Genomic DNA, 18,042 nt, shown 5'->3' with positions numbered 1-18,042 from the left:
ATGAACCAGAAATATATGATTTATATGTACCTGCTGAAGGCCAGAACCTTCATCGCCCTGCTGCTGGTGATCGCATTCTTCAGCGTGATGGTACCGAACTTCCTGACCGCCTCTAACCTGCTGATCATGACCCAGCACGTGGCGATTACCGGCCTGTTGGCCATCGGTATGACGCTGGTGATCCTCACCGGCGGCATTGACCTGTCCGTCGGCGCGGTGGCGGGTATCTGCGGGATGGTCGCGGGCGCGTTGCTGACCAACGGGCTACCGCTATGGAACGGCGACATCATCTTCTTTAACGTCCCGGAAGTGATCCTTTGCGTCGCGGTCTTCGGCGTGCTGGTGGGGCTGGTTAACGGCGCGGTGATTACCCGCTTCGGCGTCGCGCCGTTTATCTGCACCTTAGGGATGATGTACGTCGCCCGCGGCTCCGCGCTGCTGTTTAACAACGGCAGCACCTACCCGAACCTCAACGGCATGGAAGCTCTGGGCAATACCGGTTTCGCCACGCTGGGCTCCGGTACGCTGCTTGGCGTTTATCTGCCGATCTGGTTGATGATCGGCTTCCTGGTATTGGGCTACTGGCTGACGACCAAAACGCCGCTTGGTCGCTACATCTACGCTATTGGCGGCAACGAATCCGCCGCTCGCCTCGCCGGCGTACCGATCGTCAAAGCCAAAATTTTCGTCTACGCCTTCTCCGGCCTGTGCGCCGCCTTCGTCGGCTTGATCGTCGCCTCTCAGCTACAAACCGCCCACCCGATGACCGGCAACATGTTTGAGATGGACGCCATCGGCGCCACCGTGCTCGGCGGAACCGCGCTGGCAGGAGGCCGCGGCCGGGTGACCGGCTCGATTATCGGCGCCTTCGTGATCGTCTTCCTTGCCGACGGCATGGTGATGATGGGCGTTAGCGACTTCTGGCAGATGGTCATTAAGGGCCTGGTGATCGTCACCGCCGTTGTCGTCGACCAGTTCCAGCAGAAGCTGCAGAACAAAGTCATCCTGATGCGCCGCCATGAAGAGAAGCTGGCCGCCATCCCGCCGAACGGCGCCACCTCCAGCTAATCGGCAACCGTATACACGTATTCCGCCGGGCCTGGCGCCCGGCTTATCGAAAGGGAAAAAATATGCAACGAGATTTCCATAATAAAACGGTGGTTATCACCGGCGCCTGCCGCGGTATCGGCGCAGGTATTGCGGAGCGCTTTGCCCGCGACGGCGCTAATCTGGTGATGGTCTCCAACGCCGAGCGCGTTCACGAGACCGCCGAAACCCTGCGTCAGCGCTATCAGGCGGATATTTTATCGCTGCAGGCCGATGTGACCGACGAAGCCCAGGTACAGTCGCTGTATGAGCAGGCCGCCGCGCGCTTCGGCACCATTGACGTCTCCATTCAGAACGCCGGGGTGATCACCATCGATTACTACGATCGGATGCCAAAAGCCGATTTTGAAAAAGTGCTCGCGGTTAACACCACCGGCGTGTGGCTGTGCTGCCGCGAGGCCGCTAAATATATGGTGAAACAGAACCACGGCAGCCTGATTAACACCTCTTCAGGCCAGGGGCGTCAGGGCTTTATCTACACGCCGCACTACGCCGCCAGCAAAATGGGCGTGATCGGTATAACCCAAAGCCTGGCCCACGAACTGGCGCCGTGGAACATCACCGTCAACGCCTTCTGCCCCGGCATTATTGAGAGCGAAATGTGGGATTACAACGATCGCGTGTGGGGAGAAATTCTCAGCACCGAGCAAAAGCGTTACGGCAAGGGCGAACTGATGGCGGAATGGGTCGAAGGGATCCCGATGAAGCGCGCCGGTAAGCCGGAAGACGTAGCCGGGCTGGTGGCCTTCCTCGCCTCCGATGATGCACGTTACCTCACCGGGCAGACCATCAATATCGATGGCGGTTTGATTATGTCCTGAACATTGTAGCCCGGATAAGGCGCTACGCGCCGCCATCCGGGAAACCGCACTCCCGACGTTCGACACTATATTGAAGAGAGTAATGACTATGATCGGCAAAGACTTTGCACAGCAGCTGTTTAACCTGCAGGAGCGCGTCGCTTTCGTGACCGGCGCCGGCAGCGGTATCGGCCAAACCATCGCCTGCGCACTCGCCAGCGCCGGCGCGAGGGTGGTCTGTTTTGATCTTCGCGACGACGGCGGGCTGGCGGAAACGGTCAGCCATATTGAATCCATCGGCGGCCAGGCCTGTTCTTATACCGGCGATGTCCGCCAGCTTGCCGACCTGCGCGCCGCCGTTGCGCTGGCCAAAAGCCGTTATGGCCGCCTCGATATCGCCGTTAACGCCGCCGGTATCGCCAACGCCAATCCGGCCCTGGAGATGGAAAGCGAGCAGTGGCAGCGGGTTATCGACATCAACCTCACCGGCGTATGGAACTCCTGCAAAGCAGAAGCGGAATTGATGCAGGAGTCCGGCGGCGGGTCGATTATCAATATAGCGTCGATGTCGGGGATTATCGTGAACCGCGGCCTCGATCAGGCGCATTACAACTGTTCGAAAGCCGGCGTTATTCATCTGTCGAAAAGCCTGGCCATGGAGTGGGTTGATAAAGGGATCCGCGTCAACGCCATCAGCCCTGGCTATACCGCCACGCCGATGAATACCCGCCCGGAGATGGTGCATCAAACCCGCGAGTTTGAAAGCCAGACCCCGATGCAGCGCATGGCGAAGGTAGAAGAGATGGCCGGCCCGGCGCTGTTCCTCGCCAGCGACGCCGCCTCATTCTGCACCGGCGTGGATCTGGTGGTCGACGGTGGGTTTGTCTGCTGGTAAAACCGGTCTTGCCCCGGCTAACGATGCACAAGCCGGGGCGTTTTCTTTCCGCACGCACTTCTCCCGGCGCAATTTTCTTAAGCCGTCTTGCACATCTATGCAGAGCACATGATGGATCATGAAGATGGCTCATGCAGTATTGAAATTAACTCTCTTTCACTCACTCAATGACTCTGGCAAAAATAGTCTTCAGCAACTGCAGACAATATGAATGCTACTGAATAATAAATCCAGATAAATCGCAAGGTCATTCTGGGAATGTGAAATACCTGCATTTTTATATCAGAACCCAGGGTGGAGAGAGACGATGACAGACTTTACCTTTACGATTAAACGTAGTCGTTTTGATGAACACTATAACCCGGCGGAAAATACGCGTATTACCACCAATTTTGCCAACCTGGCGCGGGGCGAAAACCGTCAGCAGAACCTGCGCAATGCGCTGGCAATGATTGATAATCGCTTTAATAACCTGGTGCAGTGGGACAACCCGAACGGCGACCGCTACTCCGTTGAGCTCGATATCATCTCGGTCGAAATGAATATTACCGCTAACGGCCAGAATGCGGCATTCCCGGTGATTGAGATTCTGCAAACCAATATTATTGATAAAGCCACCAACGCGCGAATCGAAGGTATTGTTGGGAATAACTTCTCCTCTTATGTGCGCGATTATGATTTTAGCGTATTACTGCCGGAATATAATAAAGATAAAGCAACATTCAGCGTGCCGGAAAATTATGGCGTTCTGCATGGCAATATTTTCAAACATTTCATACGCTCTGCCGAATACCATGAATGTTTTAAAAAGTCGCCGGTCATCTGCCTGAGCGTTTCCAATAAGCATACCTACCGCCGGACCGGCAATCAGCACCCTATTCTCGGCGTCGAGTACCAGCAGGATGGCGTGGCGCTGACCGAGGCCTATTTCAATAAAATGGGCCTGCAGGTGCGTTACTTTATGCCGGCCAATAGCGTAGCGCCGCTGGCCTTCTTCTGCGCGGGCGATCTGCTCAGCGATTACAGCAACCTTGAGCTTGCCAGCACTATTAGCACGATGGAGACGTTCCAGAAGATTTATCGCCCGGAAATTTATAACGCTAACTCCGCGGCCGGGCAGTGCTACCAGCCGAACCTGAATAATCAGGATCATTCGTTGACCCGGATTGTTTATGACCGCGAAGAGCGTAGCCGCCTGGCGATTGAACAGGGCAAATTTACCGAACAACAGTTTATTAAGCCGTACCATCATATTCTTGAGCAATGGTCAGCTCATTACGCTCTCTAAATCATAAAAAAATAAAGGTCACCTGTATGAAAACATTGCTCCCGACATCCACCGCAGGCAGTTTACCGAAACCGACCTGGCTGGCGCAGCCCGAGACGCTGTGGTCACCGTGGAAATTACAGAATGAAGAGTTAGTATTAGGAAAGCGCGATGCGCTGCGTTTATCGCTCGACGATCAGCTGCGCGCAGGCATTGATATCGTCAGCGATGGCGAGCAGACGCGTCAGCACTTTGTCACCACCTTTATTGAACATCTCAGCGGCGTCGATTTTGAGAAACGGCAAACGGTGAGAATTCGCAACCGCTATGACGCCAGCGTGCCGACCGTTGTCAGCGCCGTCGAGCGCCAGCAGCCGGTGTTTGTGGAAGATGCAAAATACCTGCGTCAACTCACCAACAAACCGATTAAATGGGCCCTGCCTGGGCCAATGACGATGATCGATACGCTGTATGACAATCACTATAAAAGCCGTGAAAAGCTGGCGTGGGAATTTGCCAAAATTCTCAACCAGGAAGCCCGGGAATTAGAAGCCGCCGGGGTAGATATTATTCAGTTTGATGAACCCGCGTTTAACGTCTTCTTTGATGAAGTCAATGACTGGGGGATCGCCGCGCTGGAAAGAGCCGTTGAAGGGCTGAAATGCGAAACCGCCGTGCATATCTGCTATGGCTACGGTATTAAGGCCAATACCGACTGGAAAAAAACGCTCGGCTCCGAGTGGCGCCAGTATGAAGAGGCATTCCCGAAACTGCAAACCTCCTCTATCGATATTATTTCGCTGGAGTGTCACAACTCGCGCGTACCGATGGACCTGCTGGAGCTCATCCGCGGCAAGAAAGTGATGGTCGGAGCAATCGATGTGGCGACCAACGCCGTTGAGACGCCAGAAGAGGTGGCCAGCACGCTACGCAAAGCCCTGCAGTTCGTTGACGCCGACAAGCTCTATCCGTCAACCAACTGCGGCATGGCGCCGTTATCGCGTCAGGTCGCCGGCGGTAAGCTACATGCGCTAAGCGCCGGGGCGGAAATTATTCGCCGGGAGCTGGCGGCGAAATAGTTATCGGCTATTTATTGTCTCTGATACTACAACAGGAGCCGGGCCTACCTGGCTGCTGTTATTCCCTTCACAAAGGTTATCATCTCTGTCTTAACTCCTGATGATAATAATCTAACTGACTGAACTTCGGATTAGCCCGATAGTAGATCACAGGTACCTCTTTTCCCACGTAAACCTTAGCGCGATCCACCGTATTAATAGTCATAAACTGATTGGCCTTGCTATAAATTTCACCTTCGGCACTAAAGTTATACGTTAATACAATACTCACCTCACCACGATCGTTTGGCGTTTTAGGGTAGTAAGTCACGATACTGGCGCGGGTCGCTACAGGATCCCTTTTGATCATCCAGTAGAGGAAAAAACCTCTGGAAAAGCAGAAGACAACCGCGGCCATCATCGCATAGAAGGGCCCACGAATAATGATCCCTGAATATTTTTCCATTATATTTCTCATGTACTGATTGTTATTGTTAATAGTGCGATTTATACGAATTTAAAACGTGATATCGTTGTCGTCCCTGGAAGCAATCCTGCAGGACTCATTATTTCATTTCATTATTTGCAAATAACGATATTTAAGCGTAGATACTCCCCCATGACTATATGACAACCAGTAATAACACAAATAAAACAATTTAATTAAGCACAAATAGTACATTAAATGGCTATTTAATAATTAAAGCTGTAAATTGACAATGTATTAGATTGCAAAAAAAGGGCGTCATTTATTACATGACGCCCTGGTAAAAGCGGGTTTACATTCCAGGGAAAGTGACGCTATTCCCCGGCGCTTCCCTGTGTAGATGAATAAAGTTCAGGTGTCGCTCGTACTGGTCGAGAATATCGGTGATCACCTGCTCTTTGCTGTAATCCATCAGGTCATTGCCCTGGCTCCCCTCCAGCAGGAAAGTCTCAAGACGGTAGTAGGTCGACTTGCCGCTGCGCGCCCGGTAGGTAAAACCAGGAATCGAGTACTGCTGCGGCCAAATCTGGTAGACGAAGTTTTGTTCGTCGCCCATATGCACCAGCAGATCGAGGTGACCAAGGTTATCGCCCTCTTCCGGCGGCAGGCTTTTCAGCTCAACGTAAGCGCCGCGCAGCTTCAGCTCCTGCGCCACCTCTTCCATCGCCGGGAAGCACACCGTCTCCATCATCTGGCGGGTATAGCGCGTGCCGGGATAGTTCATTAAGCGTGACAAGCGCTTTTTCCAGCTCAGACGATCCTGCACGCCCAGCGGGCGCGGCGCAGTGTCGCGATTGGCGCTTTCGCGGCGATAATCTTCCACCTTCAATGACTTATATAACCCCGCCATCACGAAGAAAATCACAAAGCTGAACGGTAGCCCCATGATCACCGTCGCGTTCTGTAGCGCGGAGATGCCGTTAGTCATCAGCATACCGAGGGTCAACAGGCCAATCACCACCGACCAGAAGATGCGCAGCCAGTTCGGCGCATCGCTATTAATATCCTTCAGCTTCGAAGTGAAGTTGCCGAGCACCAGCGCGCCGGAGTCCGCTGAGGTGACGTAAAACAGCAGGCCGGTAATGGTGGCGACCGAGGCGCTAAAGGTAAACGCCGGATACTGCGCCAGCAGGTTATAGAAACCGCGCTCCGGGTGAGCGATGGCCTCGGCGGCAAAATCTGCATTGCCATGAATAATTTCATATAACGCGCTATTGCCGAATACCGACAGCCACAGCAGGGTGAAGGTGAACGGAATAATCAGCGTACCGACCACAAACTGACGAATGGTACGCCCACGCGAAATACGCGCCAGGAACAGGCCGACGAACGGTGACCACGCCACCCACCAGGCCCAGAAGAATAACGTCCAGTTATTCATCCATTCAACCGGGCGGTCGAAGGCGAAGCTGTTTAGCGTCATTCCCATAAAGCGATTGACGTAATCCCCGACGTTCAATACCAGCGCATTGAGCAGGAACTCGGTATCGCCCATAAACAGAATGAATAAGATCAGCCCCAGCGCCAGCACCACGTTGAGCTCGGAAAGAATACGAATGCCCTTATCCACGCCGGAGGTCACCGAAATGGTGGCGATAATCACCGACAATACAATCAGCGCCGCCTTTGCTCCCAGGGAATCAGGAATATGGAACAGCACGCTCAGACCGTAATTGAGCTGCACCACGCCGATACCGAGGGTAGTGGCGATGCCGAAAATCGTACCGATCACCGCGGCGATATCGACGCTGTGGCCGATGGGGCCATTAATCTTTTTCCCGAAGATAGGATAGAGCGCGGAGCGGATGGTGAGCGGCAAATTATAACGATAGCTAAAGTATCCCAGCGCCATTCCCATCAGGGCGTACATCGACCAGCCGGTGAGGCCGTAGTGGAATAGCGTCCACACCATCGCCTGGCGCGCCGCTTCCATGGTCTGCCCCGCCCCTTCCGGCGGCTGCATATACTGCGTGACCGGTTCGGCGACCGAGAAGAACATCAGGTCGATGCCGATACCGGCGGCAAACAGCATCGCCGCCCAGCTCAGCACGCTGAACTCCGGCTTCGAGTGTTCCGGCCCCAGCTTCACCGAGCCAAAGCGCGAACAGGCAATACAGACGACGAACACGATATACAGCGTGGCGGCGAGTAAATAATACCAGCCAAATGTCTTAGAAACCCAGTTCAGGGTACGGCCAATCCAGGCCGCGGAAAAATCGCTGAAGAAGATAGTCATCAGGGAAAACAACAAAATCAGTCCTGCGGAAGTGTAAAAAACCACCGGATTGATTTTGTCCTTTTCTCTGCTCGGCGAAAGGTCTGTCATCCATTCTCCTTACATTTATTGCAACTATTAAAAAGCAAATCGGCAACAATTAAGACACATTTTATATTGAACGTCCAATCAAAAACCGCTTTAATAGATAAACAAATCTGATGAATGGAGTCCGGGAAATGCCAAAACTGGGGATGCAATCGATACGTCAGCGGCAGCTGATCGACGCCACGCTGGCGGCGATTAATGAGGTCGGCATGCATGACGCCACCATCGCGCAGATCGCCCGCCGGGCGGGCGTATCGACGGGCATCATCAGCCACTATTTCAAGGATAAAAACGGACTGCTGGAAGCGACGATGCGCGACATCACCGGCCAGCTACGCCATGCGGTGTTACAGCGGCTGCGGGCGCTACCCGGCGCCAGCGCTGAACGGCGTCTGCGGGCCATCGTCGCCGGCAATTTCGATGACAGCCAGATAAGCGGCGCGGCGATGAAGGCCTGGCTCGCCTTCTGGGCCAGCAGTATGCATCAGCCGATGCTCTATCGCCTGCAGCAGGTCAGTAGTAAGCGTTTGTTGTCGAACATCGTGTATGAGTTTCAGCGTCAGCTACCCCGCGAGCAGGCGCAGGAAGCAGGTTACGGTCTGGCGGCGCTGATCGACGGCCTGTGGCTGCGGGCGGCGTTAAGCGGTAAACCGCTCGACAAAACGCGTGCCGAAACCCTCGCCGACCATTTCATCAGTCAGTATCTGCCACCGACTTCGCAATAATGGAGGAAACCATGTCCCGAATGGCCGAACAGCAGCTTTATATTCACGGCAAGTTTGTCGCCGCCACCAGCGGTAAAACTTTCGAGACCATCAACCCTGCCACTGGGGAAGTGCTGGCAACCGTCCAGGCCGCCGGGCGTGAAGACGTCGACCGCGCGGTAAAAAGCGCCCAACAGGGGCAAAAAGTGTGGGCGGTGATGAGCGCGATGGCGCGCTCGCGGATCCTGCGTAAAGCGGTTGATATTCTGCGCGAACGTAACGATGAGCTGGCGCGTCTGGAGACGCTTGATACCGGCAAACCGCTGAGCGAAACCGCCGCCGTCGATATCGTGACCGGCGCCGATGTACTGGAGTACTACGCCGGATTGATCCCGGCGCTGGAAGGCAGCCAGATCCCGCTGCGCGACAGTTCTTTTGTCTACACCCGCCGTGAACCGCTTGGCGTGGTCGCCGGCATCGGCGCCTGGAACTACCCGATCCAGATAGCGCTGTGGAAATCGGCCCCGGCGCTGGCCGCCGGTAACGCGATGATCTTTAAACCAAGCGAAGTCACTCCGCTCACCGCGCTGAAGCTGGCGGAAATCTACCGCGAAGCGGGTCTGCCGGATGGGGTCTTCAACGTCCTGCCGGGGATCGGCGCCGAAACCGGCCAGTACCTGACCGAGCATCCGGACATCGCCAAAATCTCCTTCACCGGCGGTGTCGCCAGCGGCAAAAAAGTCATGGCCAACTCCGCCGCCTCTTCTTTAAAAGAGGTGACCATGGAGCTGGGCGGTAAATCACCGCTGATTATCGCGGAAGATGCCAACCTCGACCTCGCCGCCGATATCGCCATGATGGCCAATTTCTACAGCTCCGGTCAGGTCTGCACCAACGGCACCCGCGTGTTTGTGCCCGCGAAATTTAAAGCCGAATTTGAGCACAAGATCCTGGAGCGCGTGGGCCGTATCCGCGCCGGAGACCTGTTTGCCGACGATACCAACTTCGGCCCGCTGGTCAGCTTCCCGCATCGCCAGAATGTCCTGCGCTATATCGAGAGCGGCAAAAGCGAAGGCGCTCGCCTGCTGTGCGGCGGCGATGTGCTCAAAGGCGAAGGCTTCGATAATGGCGCATGGGTCGCTCCGACGGTCTTCACCGACTGCACCGACGACATGACTATCGTGCGCGAAGAGATCTTCGGGCCGGTGATGTCGATTCTCAGCTATGACGACGAAGCGGAAGTGATTCGCCGCGCCAACGCCACCGAGTACGGCCTTGCCGCTGGCGTCGTCACGCCGGATCTGAACCGCGCTCACCGCATCATCCACCAGCTGGAAGCAGGCATTTGCTGGATCAACAGCTGGGGCGAATCGCCGGCGGAAATGCCGGTCGGCGGCTATAAGCACTCCGGCATTGGCCGAGAAAATGGCGTGATGACGCTACAGAGCTATACCCAAGTGAAATCCATCCAGGTTGAGATGGGTCAGTTTCAATCCATATTTTAACCAGGAGGTCATTTTTGCAGTTTGACTACATCATTATTGGCGCCGGCTCCGCCGGCAACGTCCTCGCGACGCGTTTAACGGAAGATCCCAACACCACCGTCCTGCTGCTGGAAGCGGGCGGCCCGGATTATCGCTTTGATTTCCGCACCCAGATGCCCGCCGCGCTGGCTTTCCCGCTGCAGGGCAAACGCTACAACTGGGCCTATGAGACCGAACCGGAACCGTATATGAACAACCGCCGCATGGAGTGCGGACGCGGTAAAGGGCTCGGCGGCTCCTCGCTGATTAACGGCATGTGCTACATCCGCGGCAACGCCATGGACCTTGATAACTGGGCAGCCGCGCCGGGGCTGGAACACTGGAGCTACCTCGACTGCCTGCCCTATTACCGGAAAGCGGAAACCCGCGATATCGGCCCCAACGACTATCACGGCGGCGACGGCCCGGTGAGCGTCGCTACGCCGAAACAGAATAATAATCCGCTGTTCCATGCGATGGTGGAAGCCGGCGTGCAGGCGGGCTATCCGCGTACTGACGATCTCAACGGTTATCAGCAGGAAGGGTTTGGCCCGATGGATCGCACCGTGACGCCGCAGGGACGTCGTGCCAGCACCGCCCGCGGCTATCTCGATCAGGCCCGCAACCGCGCGAACCTGACCATCCGCACCCATGCCATGACCGATCACATTATTTTTGACGGCAAACGCGCCGTTGGCGTCGAGTGGCTGGAAGGCGACAGCAGCGCGCCGTCGAAAGCAATGGCCAATAAAGAAGTGCTGCTCTGCGCCGGCGCCATCGCCTCGCCGCAAATTCTGCAGCGTTCCGGGGTCGGCAATCCGGAACTCCTGCGCCAGTTTGATATTCCGCTGGTCCACGCCCTGCCCGGCGTCGGTGAAAATCTGCAGGACCATCTTGAGATGTACCTGCAGTACGAGTGCAAAGAGCCGGTGTCGCTGTATCCGGCGCTACAGTGGTGGAACCAGCCGAAAATCGGCGCGGAATGGCTGTTCGGCGGCACCGGGATCGGCGCCAGCAATCAATTCGAAGCGGGCGGATTTATCCGCAGCCGCGAGGAGTTCGCCTGGCCGAATATTCAGTACCACTTCCTGCCGGTGGCGATTAATTACAATGGCTCCAATGCCGTTAAAGAGCATGGTTTCCAGTGCCACGTTGGCTCGATGCGTTCACCAAGCCGCGGTCACGTGCGCCTGAAATCGCGCGACCCACATGCCCATCCGGCAATCCTGTTCAACTATATGTCGAGCGAACAGGACTGGCAGGAGTTCCGCGACGCCATCCGTATTACCCGCGAAATCATGAACCAGCCGGCGCTGGATAAGTATCGCGGGCGCGAAATCAGTCCTGGCGTTGAGTGCCAGAGCGATGCGGAGTTAGATGAGTTTGTGCGTAATCACGCCGAAACCGCGTTCCACCCGTGCGGCACCTGTAAGATGGGGTACGACGACATGGCGGTGGTCGACGGAGAAGGCCGCGTCCACGGTCTGGAAGGGTTACGGGTGGTCGATGCGTCGATTATGCCGCAGATTATTACCGGCAACCTGAACGCCACCACGATCATGATTGGCGAGAAGATGGCCGATGCCATTCGCGGGCGTCAGCCGTTACCGCGCAGCACCGCGGCCTACTATGTCGCCGGCGACGCGCCGGTTCGCCGCTAAACGAGCAGGTCCCCGGATTGCGCTACGCTCATCCGGGCTACCAAATCGCACAACGTTGTAGCCCCGGTAAGCGACAGCGCCACCGGGGATTTTGAAGCCGCCAGCACCGGTGTCAGCGATACGCCACCCGCCTTCCCGGATTGCGCTGCGCTCATCCGGGCTACCAAATCGCACAGCGCTGTAGCCCCGGTAAGCGACAGCGCCACCGGGGATTTTGAAGCCACCAGCACCGGTGTCAGCGATACACCACCCGGCCTCCCGGATTGCGCTGCGCTCATCCGGGCTACCAAATCGCACAACTCTGTAGCCCCGGTAAGCGGCAGCGCCACCGGGGTTTTCTCATCCCGTCCGCACTCACTGCGCTTCTCCTATACTTGCAGTTTAAGCGGGGACAGGAGAAAGACGATGACGCTACCCGATTTTCACGTTTCAGCGCCTTTTACGCTTGGTATTGAGCTGGAGTTACAGGTCGTCAACCCGCCGGGATACGACCTCAGCCAGGATGCCTCCACGCTGATTGCCGATATCCAACGCGAACTGACGGCGGGAGAGGCCAAACACGACATCACCGAAAGCATGCTGGAGATAGCGACCGGCATCTGTCGCGATATCAGCCACGCCACCACACAGCTAGGCGCCATCCATCAGGCGGTACAGCGCGCCGCTCTCCATCACCACCTGCAAATCTGCGGCGGCGGTTCGCATCCTTTCCACGCCTGGCAGCGTCAACAAATCAGCGATAACCCGCGCTATGTGAAAACCGTCGAGCACTTCGGCTATCTGGCAAAGCAGGCGACGGTGTTTGGCCAACATGTCCACGTCGGCTGTCAGAACGGCGATGACGCCATCTATTTGCTTCACGGGCTGTCACGCTTTGTACCGCACTTTATTGCCCTCAACGCCGCCTCGCCGTGGTTCGACAGCACCGACAGCCGCTTTGCCTGTTCGCGTCTGAATCGTTTCTCTTCCTATCCCGATAACGGGCCGATGCCGTGGGTAGAGAACTGGCAGGCCTTTCAGCGTTTATTCCGCCGCCTGAGCTACACCAGCATGATCGACAGCATGAAGGATCTGCACTGGGATATTCGCCCGAGCCCGGTTTTCGGTACCGTCGAGGTGCGGGTGATGGATACGCCGCTGACGATAGGCCAGGCGGTAAATATCGCCGGATTTATCCAGACGCTAGCCTGTTGGCTGTTAAGCGAACGGCCGTTTAAACATCAGCCGGAGGATTACCTCCTCTACCCTTTCAACCGCTATCAGGCCTGTCGTTACGGCCTCGACGGGGTGATAACCGATGTCTGGTCCGGAGAACAACAAAGCATCCGCGCGAACATTCTACAGTTAGCCGACAGACTGGCGCCCTTTGCCCATAAGGTGCACGCCAGCGCGGCGCTGGAATCGGTTGTGCGCCAGGCCAGGTCCACCATCAGCGAAGCGCAGCAGATGCGCGAATTCATCGCCAACGGCGGTTCGCTGATCGGCCTGGTACAAAAGCATTGCGAGATTTGGGCGGTATAAGGAAGCGAAACGGGTATACTCGGTACAGGATATTCAAAAGGATTGTTCATGTTATTACGCCGCCTGATCCCGCTTGCGCTTCTCCCCTTCACCGCCTTTACCCATGCTGCCTGTACGCTCACCGACCCAACGCTGACCTTGCAAAGCTATACGGTTAATCCGCAGCAAGAGCGCATCGTGATGTACTGGCAAAAGCAAAATGGCAAAGCCTGGGGCTCGCTACGCTCGCTGCTTGCGGATATCAATAAAGACGACCGCGTCCAGATGGCGATGAACGGCGGGATATACGATAAGGCCTACGAACCGCTGGGCTTGTATATCGAAAATGGCGAGCAGATAAAGCCCCTCAACCGCGCCTCCGGCGGCGGCAACTTTTTCATTCGCCCCGGCGGCGTATTCTGGCTGAAGGGCCAGCGGGCGGGAATAACGCCTATCAATAAATTTAAGCCTTCGCCTGAGATAACCTACGCCGTGCAGTCCGGGCCAATGCTGATTGAAAACGGCGCCATCAACTGGCGGCTGAAGCCCTCCGCCAGCTCACGCAAACTGCGCAACGGCGTCGGCATTGATAAGCAGGGACGGGTGGTATTTATGCTTAGCGAGCGCGAAACCAATTTCTACGATTTCGCCTGTTACGCACAGTCCAAACTCCACGTGCGCCAGATGCTCTACCTCGACGGTACGATTTCAAAAATGTATCAAAAGGGCGGCAGCATACCGTGGCAATACCATCCGTTCGTCACCATGATCGCGGTGGAAACCCAAAAACCTGGCTAAACGAAAATGGCGCCCGCTCTATCCTGAAGGGGCGCCATTAGGTATCAGGTAGGTTTACGCAAACGGCGGGTTAGCCGCTTCTCGACTTCGACCACCAGGAACATGGCCACGCCAATCGCCAGGGTCACGAACCAGTAGCGCAGCGGTAGTGCTTCGGTGCCGAACATGTTCTGCATCAGCGGTACATAGATGATGACCAGTTGCATCAGCAACAGGACGCCGGTCACCAGCCAGATACCTTTGTTGCGCAGCAACCCTTTGTTCAGGGAGAAGCTGTCGCTGCTGCGGCAGTTGATCATATAGACCCACTGGGCGGTCACCAGCATCTGCAGTAGTACGGTGCGGATGAACTCAGCACTGTGGCCGCGCGGCGCCAGCCAGGCTTCGAGAACAAAAGCGGCGACGGCAATCATCGAACCGACAAAAGCGACGCGCCAGACGGCGAACCCATCCATCACGTGCTGGCCGCTCTTACGCGGCGGACGGTTCATCACGTTGCGCTCGGCGGCTTCAAAGGCCAGGCCGAAGGAGAGCGTGGCCGAGGTCGCCATGTTCATCCACAAAATCAGCACCGGCGTCAGCGGAATAATATTGCCCGCCAGCAGCGCAATGATGATCAACAGTCCCTGCGCGAGGTTGGTCGGCATGATGAACAGGATAGTCTTTTTCAGATTGTCGTAGACGCGGCGTCCCTCCTTCACCGAGCTGGCGATGGTGGCGAAGTTGTCGTCGGTAAGCACCATATCGGCGGCCTCTTTGGTCACCTCGGTTCCTTTAATGCCCATGGCGATGCCCACGTCGGCCTGACGCAGCGCCGGGGCGTCGTTAACGCCGTCACCGGTCATCCCGACCACTTCGCCGCTATCCTGCAGCGCCTTGACAAGACGCAGTTTATGCTCCGGACTGGTACGGGCGAAAATATCAAACTCCACTGCCGCCTTCGCCAGCTCGGCATCATCCATATGCTCAAGTTGATAGCCGGTCATCGCCTGGCGGCTGTTGGCGATCCCCAGCATCTGACCGATGCTCATCGCCGTCTGCGGGTGGTCGCCGGTGATCATCTTCACGCGGATCCCGGCGGTCTGGCAGGCGTGGATCGCGTCAATCGCCTCCGGACGCGGCGGATCCATCATTCCGGCGATGCCGAGGAACACCAGACCTTCCTTCAGATCATCGTGGGTCAATGTGGCGCTGCCGACGGTTGCCGGTTTACAGGCGGCGGCAACCATCCGTAACCCCTGACGGGCGAAACGCGCCATTTCGTCTTCCCAGTATTGACGGTCAAACGGCCTTGGCCCCTGCTTGCTCATCTGCTGGCCGCACAGGGCAAAGATGACATCCGGCGCGCCGGTAATCAGCACCCGCTCCTCATCGCCGATCTGCTGATGGGTGGCCATATATTTGTACTGCGAGTCGAAGGGTATTTTCGCCACCAACCGGGTGGCGACCGGCGCTAACTGGGCTTTCGCCGCCAGCACCTTCAGCGCCCCTTCGGTCGGGCCGCCGGTGATCCCCCACAGGCCACGCTCGTCCTGAACGATCTGGCTGTCGTTGCACAGATCGATGGTGCGCAGGTAGGTTTCCAAAACGCTGCCCGGCTGTACCACCACCGGCTCGTCACTGCCCTCCTGGAAAATGCGCCCCTGCGGCTCATAGCTGTCGCCTTCAACGCGGTAGCAGCAGTCGGCGGTGATGATTGCTTTCACCGTCATTTCGTTCATGGTCAGGGTGCCGGTCTTGTCCGAACACACCACGGTCATCGCGCCAAGCGTTTCAACCGTCGGCAGCTTGCGGATAATTGCCCGCTTGCGCGCCATCGCCTGTACGCCGAGCGACAGGATAATCGAGATAATCGCCGGCAGGCCTTCCGGCACCGCCGCCACCGCGAGGCTAATCAGCGACAGCAGCAGCTCGCCCAGCGGGATATCGCGCAACGCGAGGCTGAAGAAGAACAGCGCCACCATCATTGCGAGGATGATGACAAAAATCGCTTTCCCCAGTTTATCCATCTGCACCAGCAGCGGAGTACGGTGCTTTTCAATAGCCGCCATCATCTGATTGATGTGGCCTAACTCGGTCTCTTGACCGGTAGCGGTGACCACACCGACGCCGCTGCCGGCGCTGATAGTGGTGCCGGAGAAGACCATATTGGTGCGGTCACCCAGCGGTAGCTCGCCCTGCAACGCCACAGTGGTTTTATCCACCACCGTTGATTCGCCAGTGAGAATCGCCTCTTCGACTCGTAGATTGTGGCTTTCAATCAGGCGCATATCCGCCGGGACGCGATCGCCAGCGCGCAAAATAACAATATCGCCCGGCACCAGGTCACGGGTGGGGATGGTTTCATGCTTGCCGTTGCGCTGGACGCGGGCGTCGCAGGAGAGCATGTTGCGGATCCCCTGCAGCGATTTTTCGGCATTGCTCTCCTGAATATGACCGATCAACGCATTAATGACGGTAACGCCGAGAATAACCAGGGTATCGACCCAGTGGCCCATCACCGCGGTGAGCGCGGCAGCGGCCAGCAGGACGTAAATCAGGACATCGTTGAAGTGGGCGAGAAAACGCAGCCAGGCCGGTTTGCCTTTCTTTTCCGGCAGCGCGTTAGGGCCGTATGATTTCAGGCGCCCGACGGCTTCGGCAGTGCTGAGACCGTCGGCATGGCTCTTTTTTTGCGCCAGTACCGCTTCGACTGTTTGCTGATAAGCCTGCTGCGGCGCGCTGTCGCCAGAAGGCGTGATGTTTTGGGGGTTAATCATCCGGGTCAAAATTAAGTTTCCTTTTAAATTCCGTCATTCGGAAAGCCTGAAATCATTTCTGGCCAATGAATTAATGCGTTTTGCGAGCAAGATCAAATTATCCATCCAGAATATTTATTTACTCGCAAATTAAAAAATACATGGTAAGTTGGTTCTGAAAAACAAATATTACAGGGTATTTCTAAACCATTTATAAACGAGGTGAAACATGTTTGGAATCTACCGTGGACGCCGTCTAGTGCTGTATGTCGCACTGGCAATTATTATCGCCACAATAGTGGGATATAGTACCTATACTTTTGTAAAAATGCTGGGATAATAAATGACGTTAATTTACATCGCGGTGCAATTAACTTAATCACAAATATTACTCAATAAATTAACAGAGGGGGTTTAATTAATAGTATTAGAAATAATATGAATAACGTAAATTAATAAGCGGATAAAGCATATTGCGTTAACGGCCTTTTTACCGGACAATATGTTTTTTAACTGACGATTAACATCATAATGAAACACCCGCTGGAAACGCTGTTATCCGCCGCCGGCATTTTGCTGTTAGCCCTGATTTCGTGTCTGTTGCTGCCGGCGCCCTCGCTCGGCCTGACGCTGGCGCAAAAATTGGTCACATCCTTCCACCTGATGGATCTCAACCAGCTCTATACCCTGATCTTCTGCCTGTGGTTCTTAGCGCTGGGAGTCGTTGAGTATCTGGTATTGCGCTGGGTATGGCGCCGCTGGTTCTCGCTGGCAGATTAAGCCGCAAGAGAGCAAAAAAAGCCCGCCGATAGAGGCGGACTGGTATGCGGCCGGCGCTCAGTGCGCGCGGCTGTGGTTCTCTTTGCGATACGCGCCCGGCGGCTGATTGAAGGTACGGGTAAAGATACGGGTAAAGGTCTGCTGCGAATCAAAGCCGTATTTCAGGCAGATATCATAAACCCGCTGGTCGGTATCTCGCAGGTCGCGCGCCGCCAGCAGCAGTTTACGCTCGCGAATGTAGCGCCCGAGACTTTCCCCTTTGTACTGTAAAAACAGCCGTTGCAGATGCCATTTCGAATACCCGGCATGGCGCGCAATATCATCAATACGCAGCGGTTGATGCAGATTGTCATCAATCCATTCCACGATAGTGTCAATCACCTGAGCGGATATATTCATAT

At 55.9% G+C, this 18,042-nt stretch carries 16 protein-coding genes; 11 read left to right on the top strand and 5 right to left on the bottom strand.

The genetic code is table 11. From position 1 onward, the window contains the following. From EAE_RS13785 to EAE_RS13765, 5 genes are all read left to right on the top strand, one after another. Entirely contained in the window at positions 1 to 1,068 is a 1,068-nt protein-coding gene (locus EAE_RS13785) for an ABC transporter permease (protein WP_015367789.1), read from the top strand. Positions 1,069 to 1,130: 62 nt separating this feature from the next. After that, positions 1,131 to 1,928, top strand: coding sequence for an SDR family oxidoreductase (locus EAE_RS13780; RefSeq protein ID WP_015704698.1), 798 nt, complete (start codon positions 1,131 to 1,133; stop codon positions 1,926 to 1,928). Positions 1,929 to 2,016: 88 nt separating this feature from the next. Next, complete coding sequence (locus tag EAE_RS13775) at positions 2,017 to 2,802, top strand: SDR family oxidoreductase (protein ID WP_015704697.1); 786 nt, start codon at positions 2,017 to 2,019, stop codon at positions 2,800 to 2,802. A gap of 307 nt (positions 2,803 to 3,109) precedes the next feature. Further along, complete coding sequence (locus EAE_RS13770; RefSeq protein WP_015704696.1) at positions 3,110 to 4,090, top strand: DUF1852 domain-containing protein; 981 nt, start codon at positions 3,110 to 3,112, stop codon at positions 4,088 to 4,090. A gap of 26 nt (positions 4,091 to 4,116) precedes the next feature. Beyond that, on the top strand, positions 4,117 to 5,148 hold the full coding sequence (locus EAE_RS13765) for a methionine synthase (RefSeq protein WP_015704695.1): 1,032 nt from the start codon (positions 4,117 to 4,119) through the stop codon (positions 5,146 to 5,148). A 79-nt stretch (positions 5,149 to 5,227) separates the two neighbouring features. On the opposite strand, the gene EAE_RS13760 is transcribed toward EAE_RS13765, so the two are convergent. Continuing rightward, positions 5,228 to 5,593 carry a hypothetical protein gene (locus EAE_RS13760; RefSeq protein ID WP_015704694.1) on the bottom strand — a complete coding sequence of 122 codons (366 nt, stop codon included), beginning with the start codon at positions 5,591 to 5,593 and terminating at the stop codon, positions 5,228 to 5,230. A gap of 313 nt (positions 5,594 to 5,906) precedes the next feature. Then, positions 5,907 to 7,940: a choline BCCT transporter BetT gene (gene betT / locus EAE_RS13755; protein ID WP_015704693.1), complete on the bottom strand. Its 2,034-nt coding sequence runs from the start codon at positions 7,938 to 7,940 to the stop codon at positions 5,907 to 5,909. A gap of 128 nt (positions 7,941 to 8,068) precedes the next feature. Between betT and betI the strand changes: the two genes are divergently transcribed. The 3 genes from betI to betA are packed head-to-tail and all read left to right on the top strand — an operon-like array spanning position 8,069 to position 11,825. Beyond that, positions 8,069 to 8,662 carry a transcriptional regulator BetI gene (gene betI, locus EAE_RS13750; RefSeq protein WP_015367796.1) on the top strand — a complete coding sequence of 198 codons (594 nt, stop codon included), beginning with the start codon at positions 8,069 to 8,071 and terminating at the stop codon, positions 8,660 to 8,662. 11 nt (positions 8,663 to 8,673) lie between these two features. After that, positions 8,674 to 10,146 carry a betaine-aldehyde dehydrogenase gene (gene betB / locus EAE_RS13745; RefSeq protein WP_015704692.1) on the top strand — a complete coding sequence of 491 codons (1,473 nt, stop codon included), beginning with the start codon at positions 8,674 to 8,676 and terminating at the stop codon, positions 10,144 to 10,146. 14 nt (positions 10,147 to 10,160) lie between these two features. Continuing rightward, positions 10,161 to 11,825: a choline dehydrogenase gene (gene betA, locus EAE_RS13740; RefSeq protein WP_015704691.1), complete on the top strand. Its 1,665-nt coding sequence runs from the start codon at positions 10,161 to 10,163 to the stop codon at positions 11,823 to 11,825. On the opposite strand, the gene EAE_RS13735 is transcribed toward betA, so the two are convergent. Next, entirely contained in the window at positions 11,822 to 12,124 is a 303-nt protein-coding gene (locus EAE_RS13735; protein ID WP_223848487.1) for a hypothetical protein, read from the bottom strand. The two genes, betA and EAE_RS13735, sit on opposite strands and share 4 nt — an antisense overlap. A 106-nt stretch (positions 12,125 to 12,230) precedes the next feature. On the opposite strand from EAE_RS13735, the gene EAE_RS13730 reads away from it, so the two are divergent. Continuing rightward, positions 12,231 to 13,346: a YbdK family carboxylate-amine ligase gene (locus EAE_RS13730; protein WP_015704689.1), complete on the top strand. Its 1,116-nt coding sequence runs from the start codon at positions 12,231 to 12,233 to the stop codon at positions 13,344 to 13,346. A gap of 48 nt (positions 13,347 to 13,394) precedes the next feature. Further along, positions 13,395 to 14,123 (top strand): phosphodiester glycosidase family protein, encoded by a 729-nt coding sequence (locus EAE_RS13725; protein WP_015704688.1) that lies wholly within the window; start codon positions 13,395 to 13,397, stop codon positions 14,121 to 14,123. Between the two features lie 44 nt (positions 14,124 to 14,167). Here EAE_RS13725 and EAE_RS13720 read toward each other — a convergent pair whose 3' ends face one another. Further along, positions 14,168 to 16,891 (bottom strand): cation-transporting P-type ATPase, encoded by a 2,724-nt coding sequence (locus tag EAE_RS13720; protein WP_047079432.1) that lies wholly within the window; start codon positions 16,889 to 16,891, stop codon positions 14,168 to 14,170. A gap of 501 nt (positions 16,892 to 17,392) precedes the next feature. Here EAE_RS13720 and EAE_RS13715 point away from each other — a divergent pair. Further along, complete coding sequence (locus EAE_RS13715; RefSeq protein WP_015704686.1) at positions 17,393 to 17,641, top strand: DUF1158 domain-containing protein; 249 nt, start codon at positions 17,393 to 17,395, stop codon at positions 17,639 to 17,641. A gap of 57 nt (positions 17,642 to 17,698) precedes the next feature. On the opposite strand, the gene EAE_RS13710 is transcribed toward EAE_RS13715, so the two are convergent. Next, positions 17,699 to 18,040, bottom strand: a complete 342-nt coding sequence (locus tag EAE_RS13710; protein WP_015367806.1) for a RamA family antibiotic efflux transcriptional regulator — start codon at positions 18,038 to 18,040, stop codon at positions 17,699 to 17,701. Positions 18,041 to 18,042: the final 2 nt, after the last annotated feature.

The sequence above is a fragment of the Klebsiella aerogenes KCTC 2190 genome (genome assembly GCF_000215745.1).
Taxonomy (GTDB): Bacteria; Pseudomonadota; Gammaproteobacteria; order Enterobacterales; family Enterobacteriaceae; genus Klebsiella; species Klebsiella aerogenes.
This window is presented reverse-complemented; position numbering and strand designations above follow the sequence as displayed.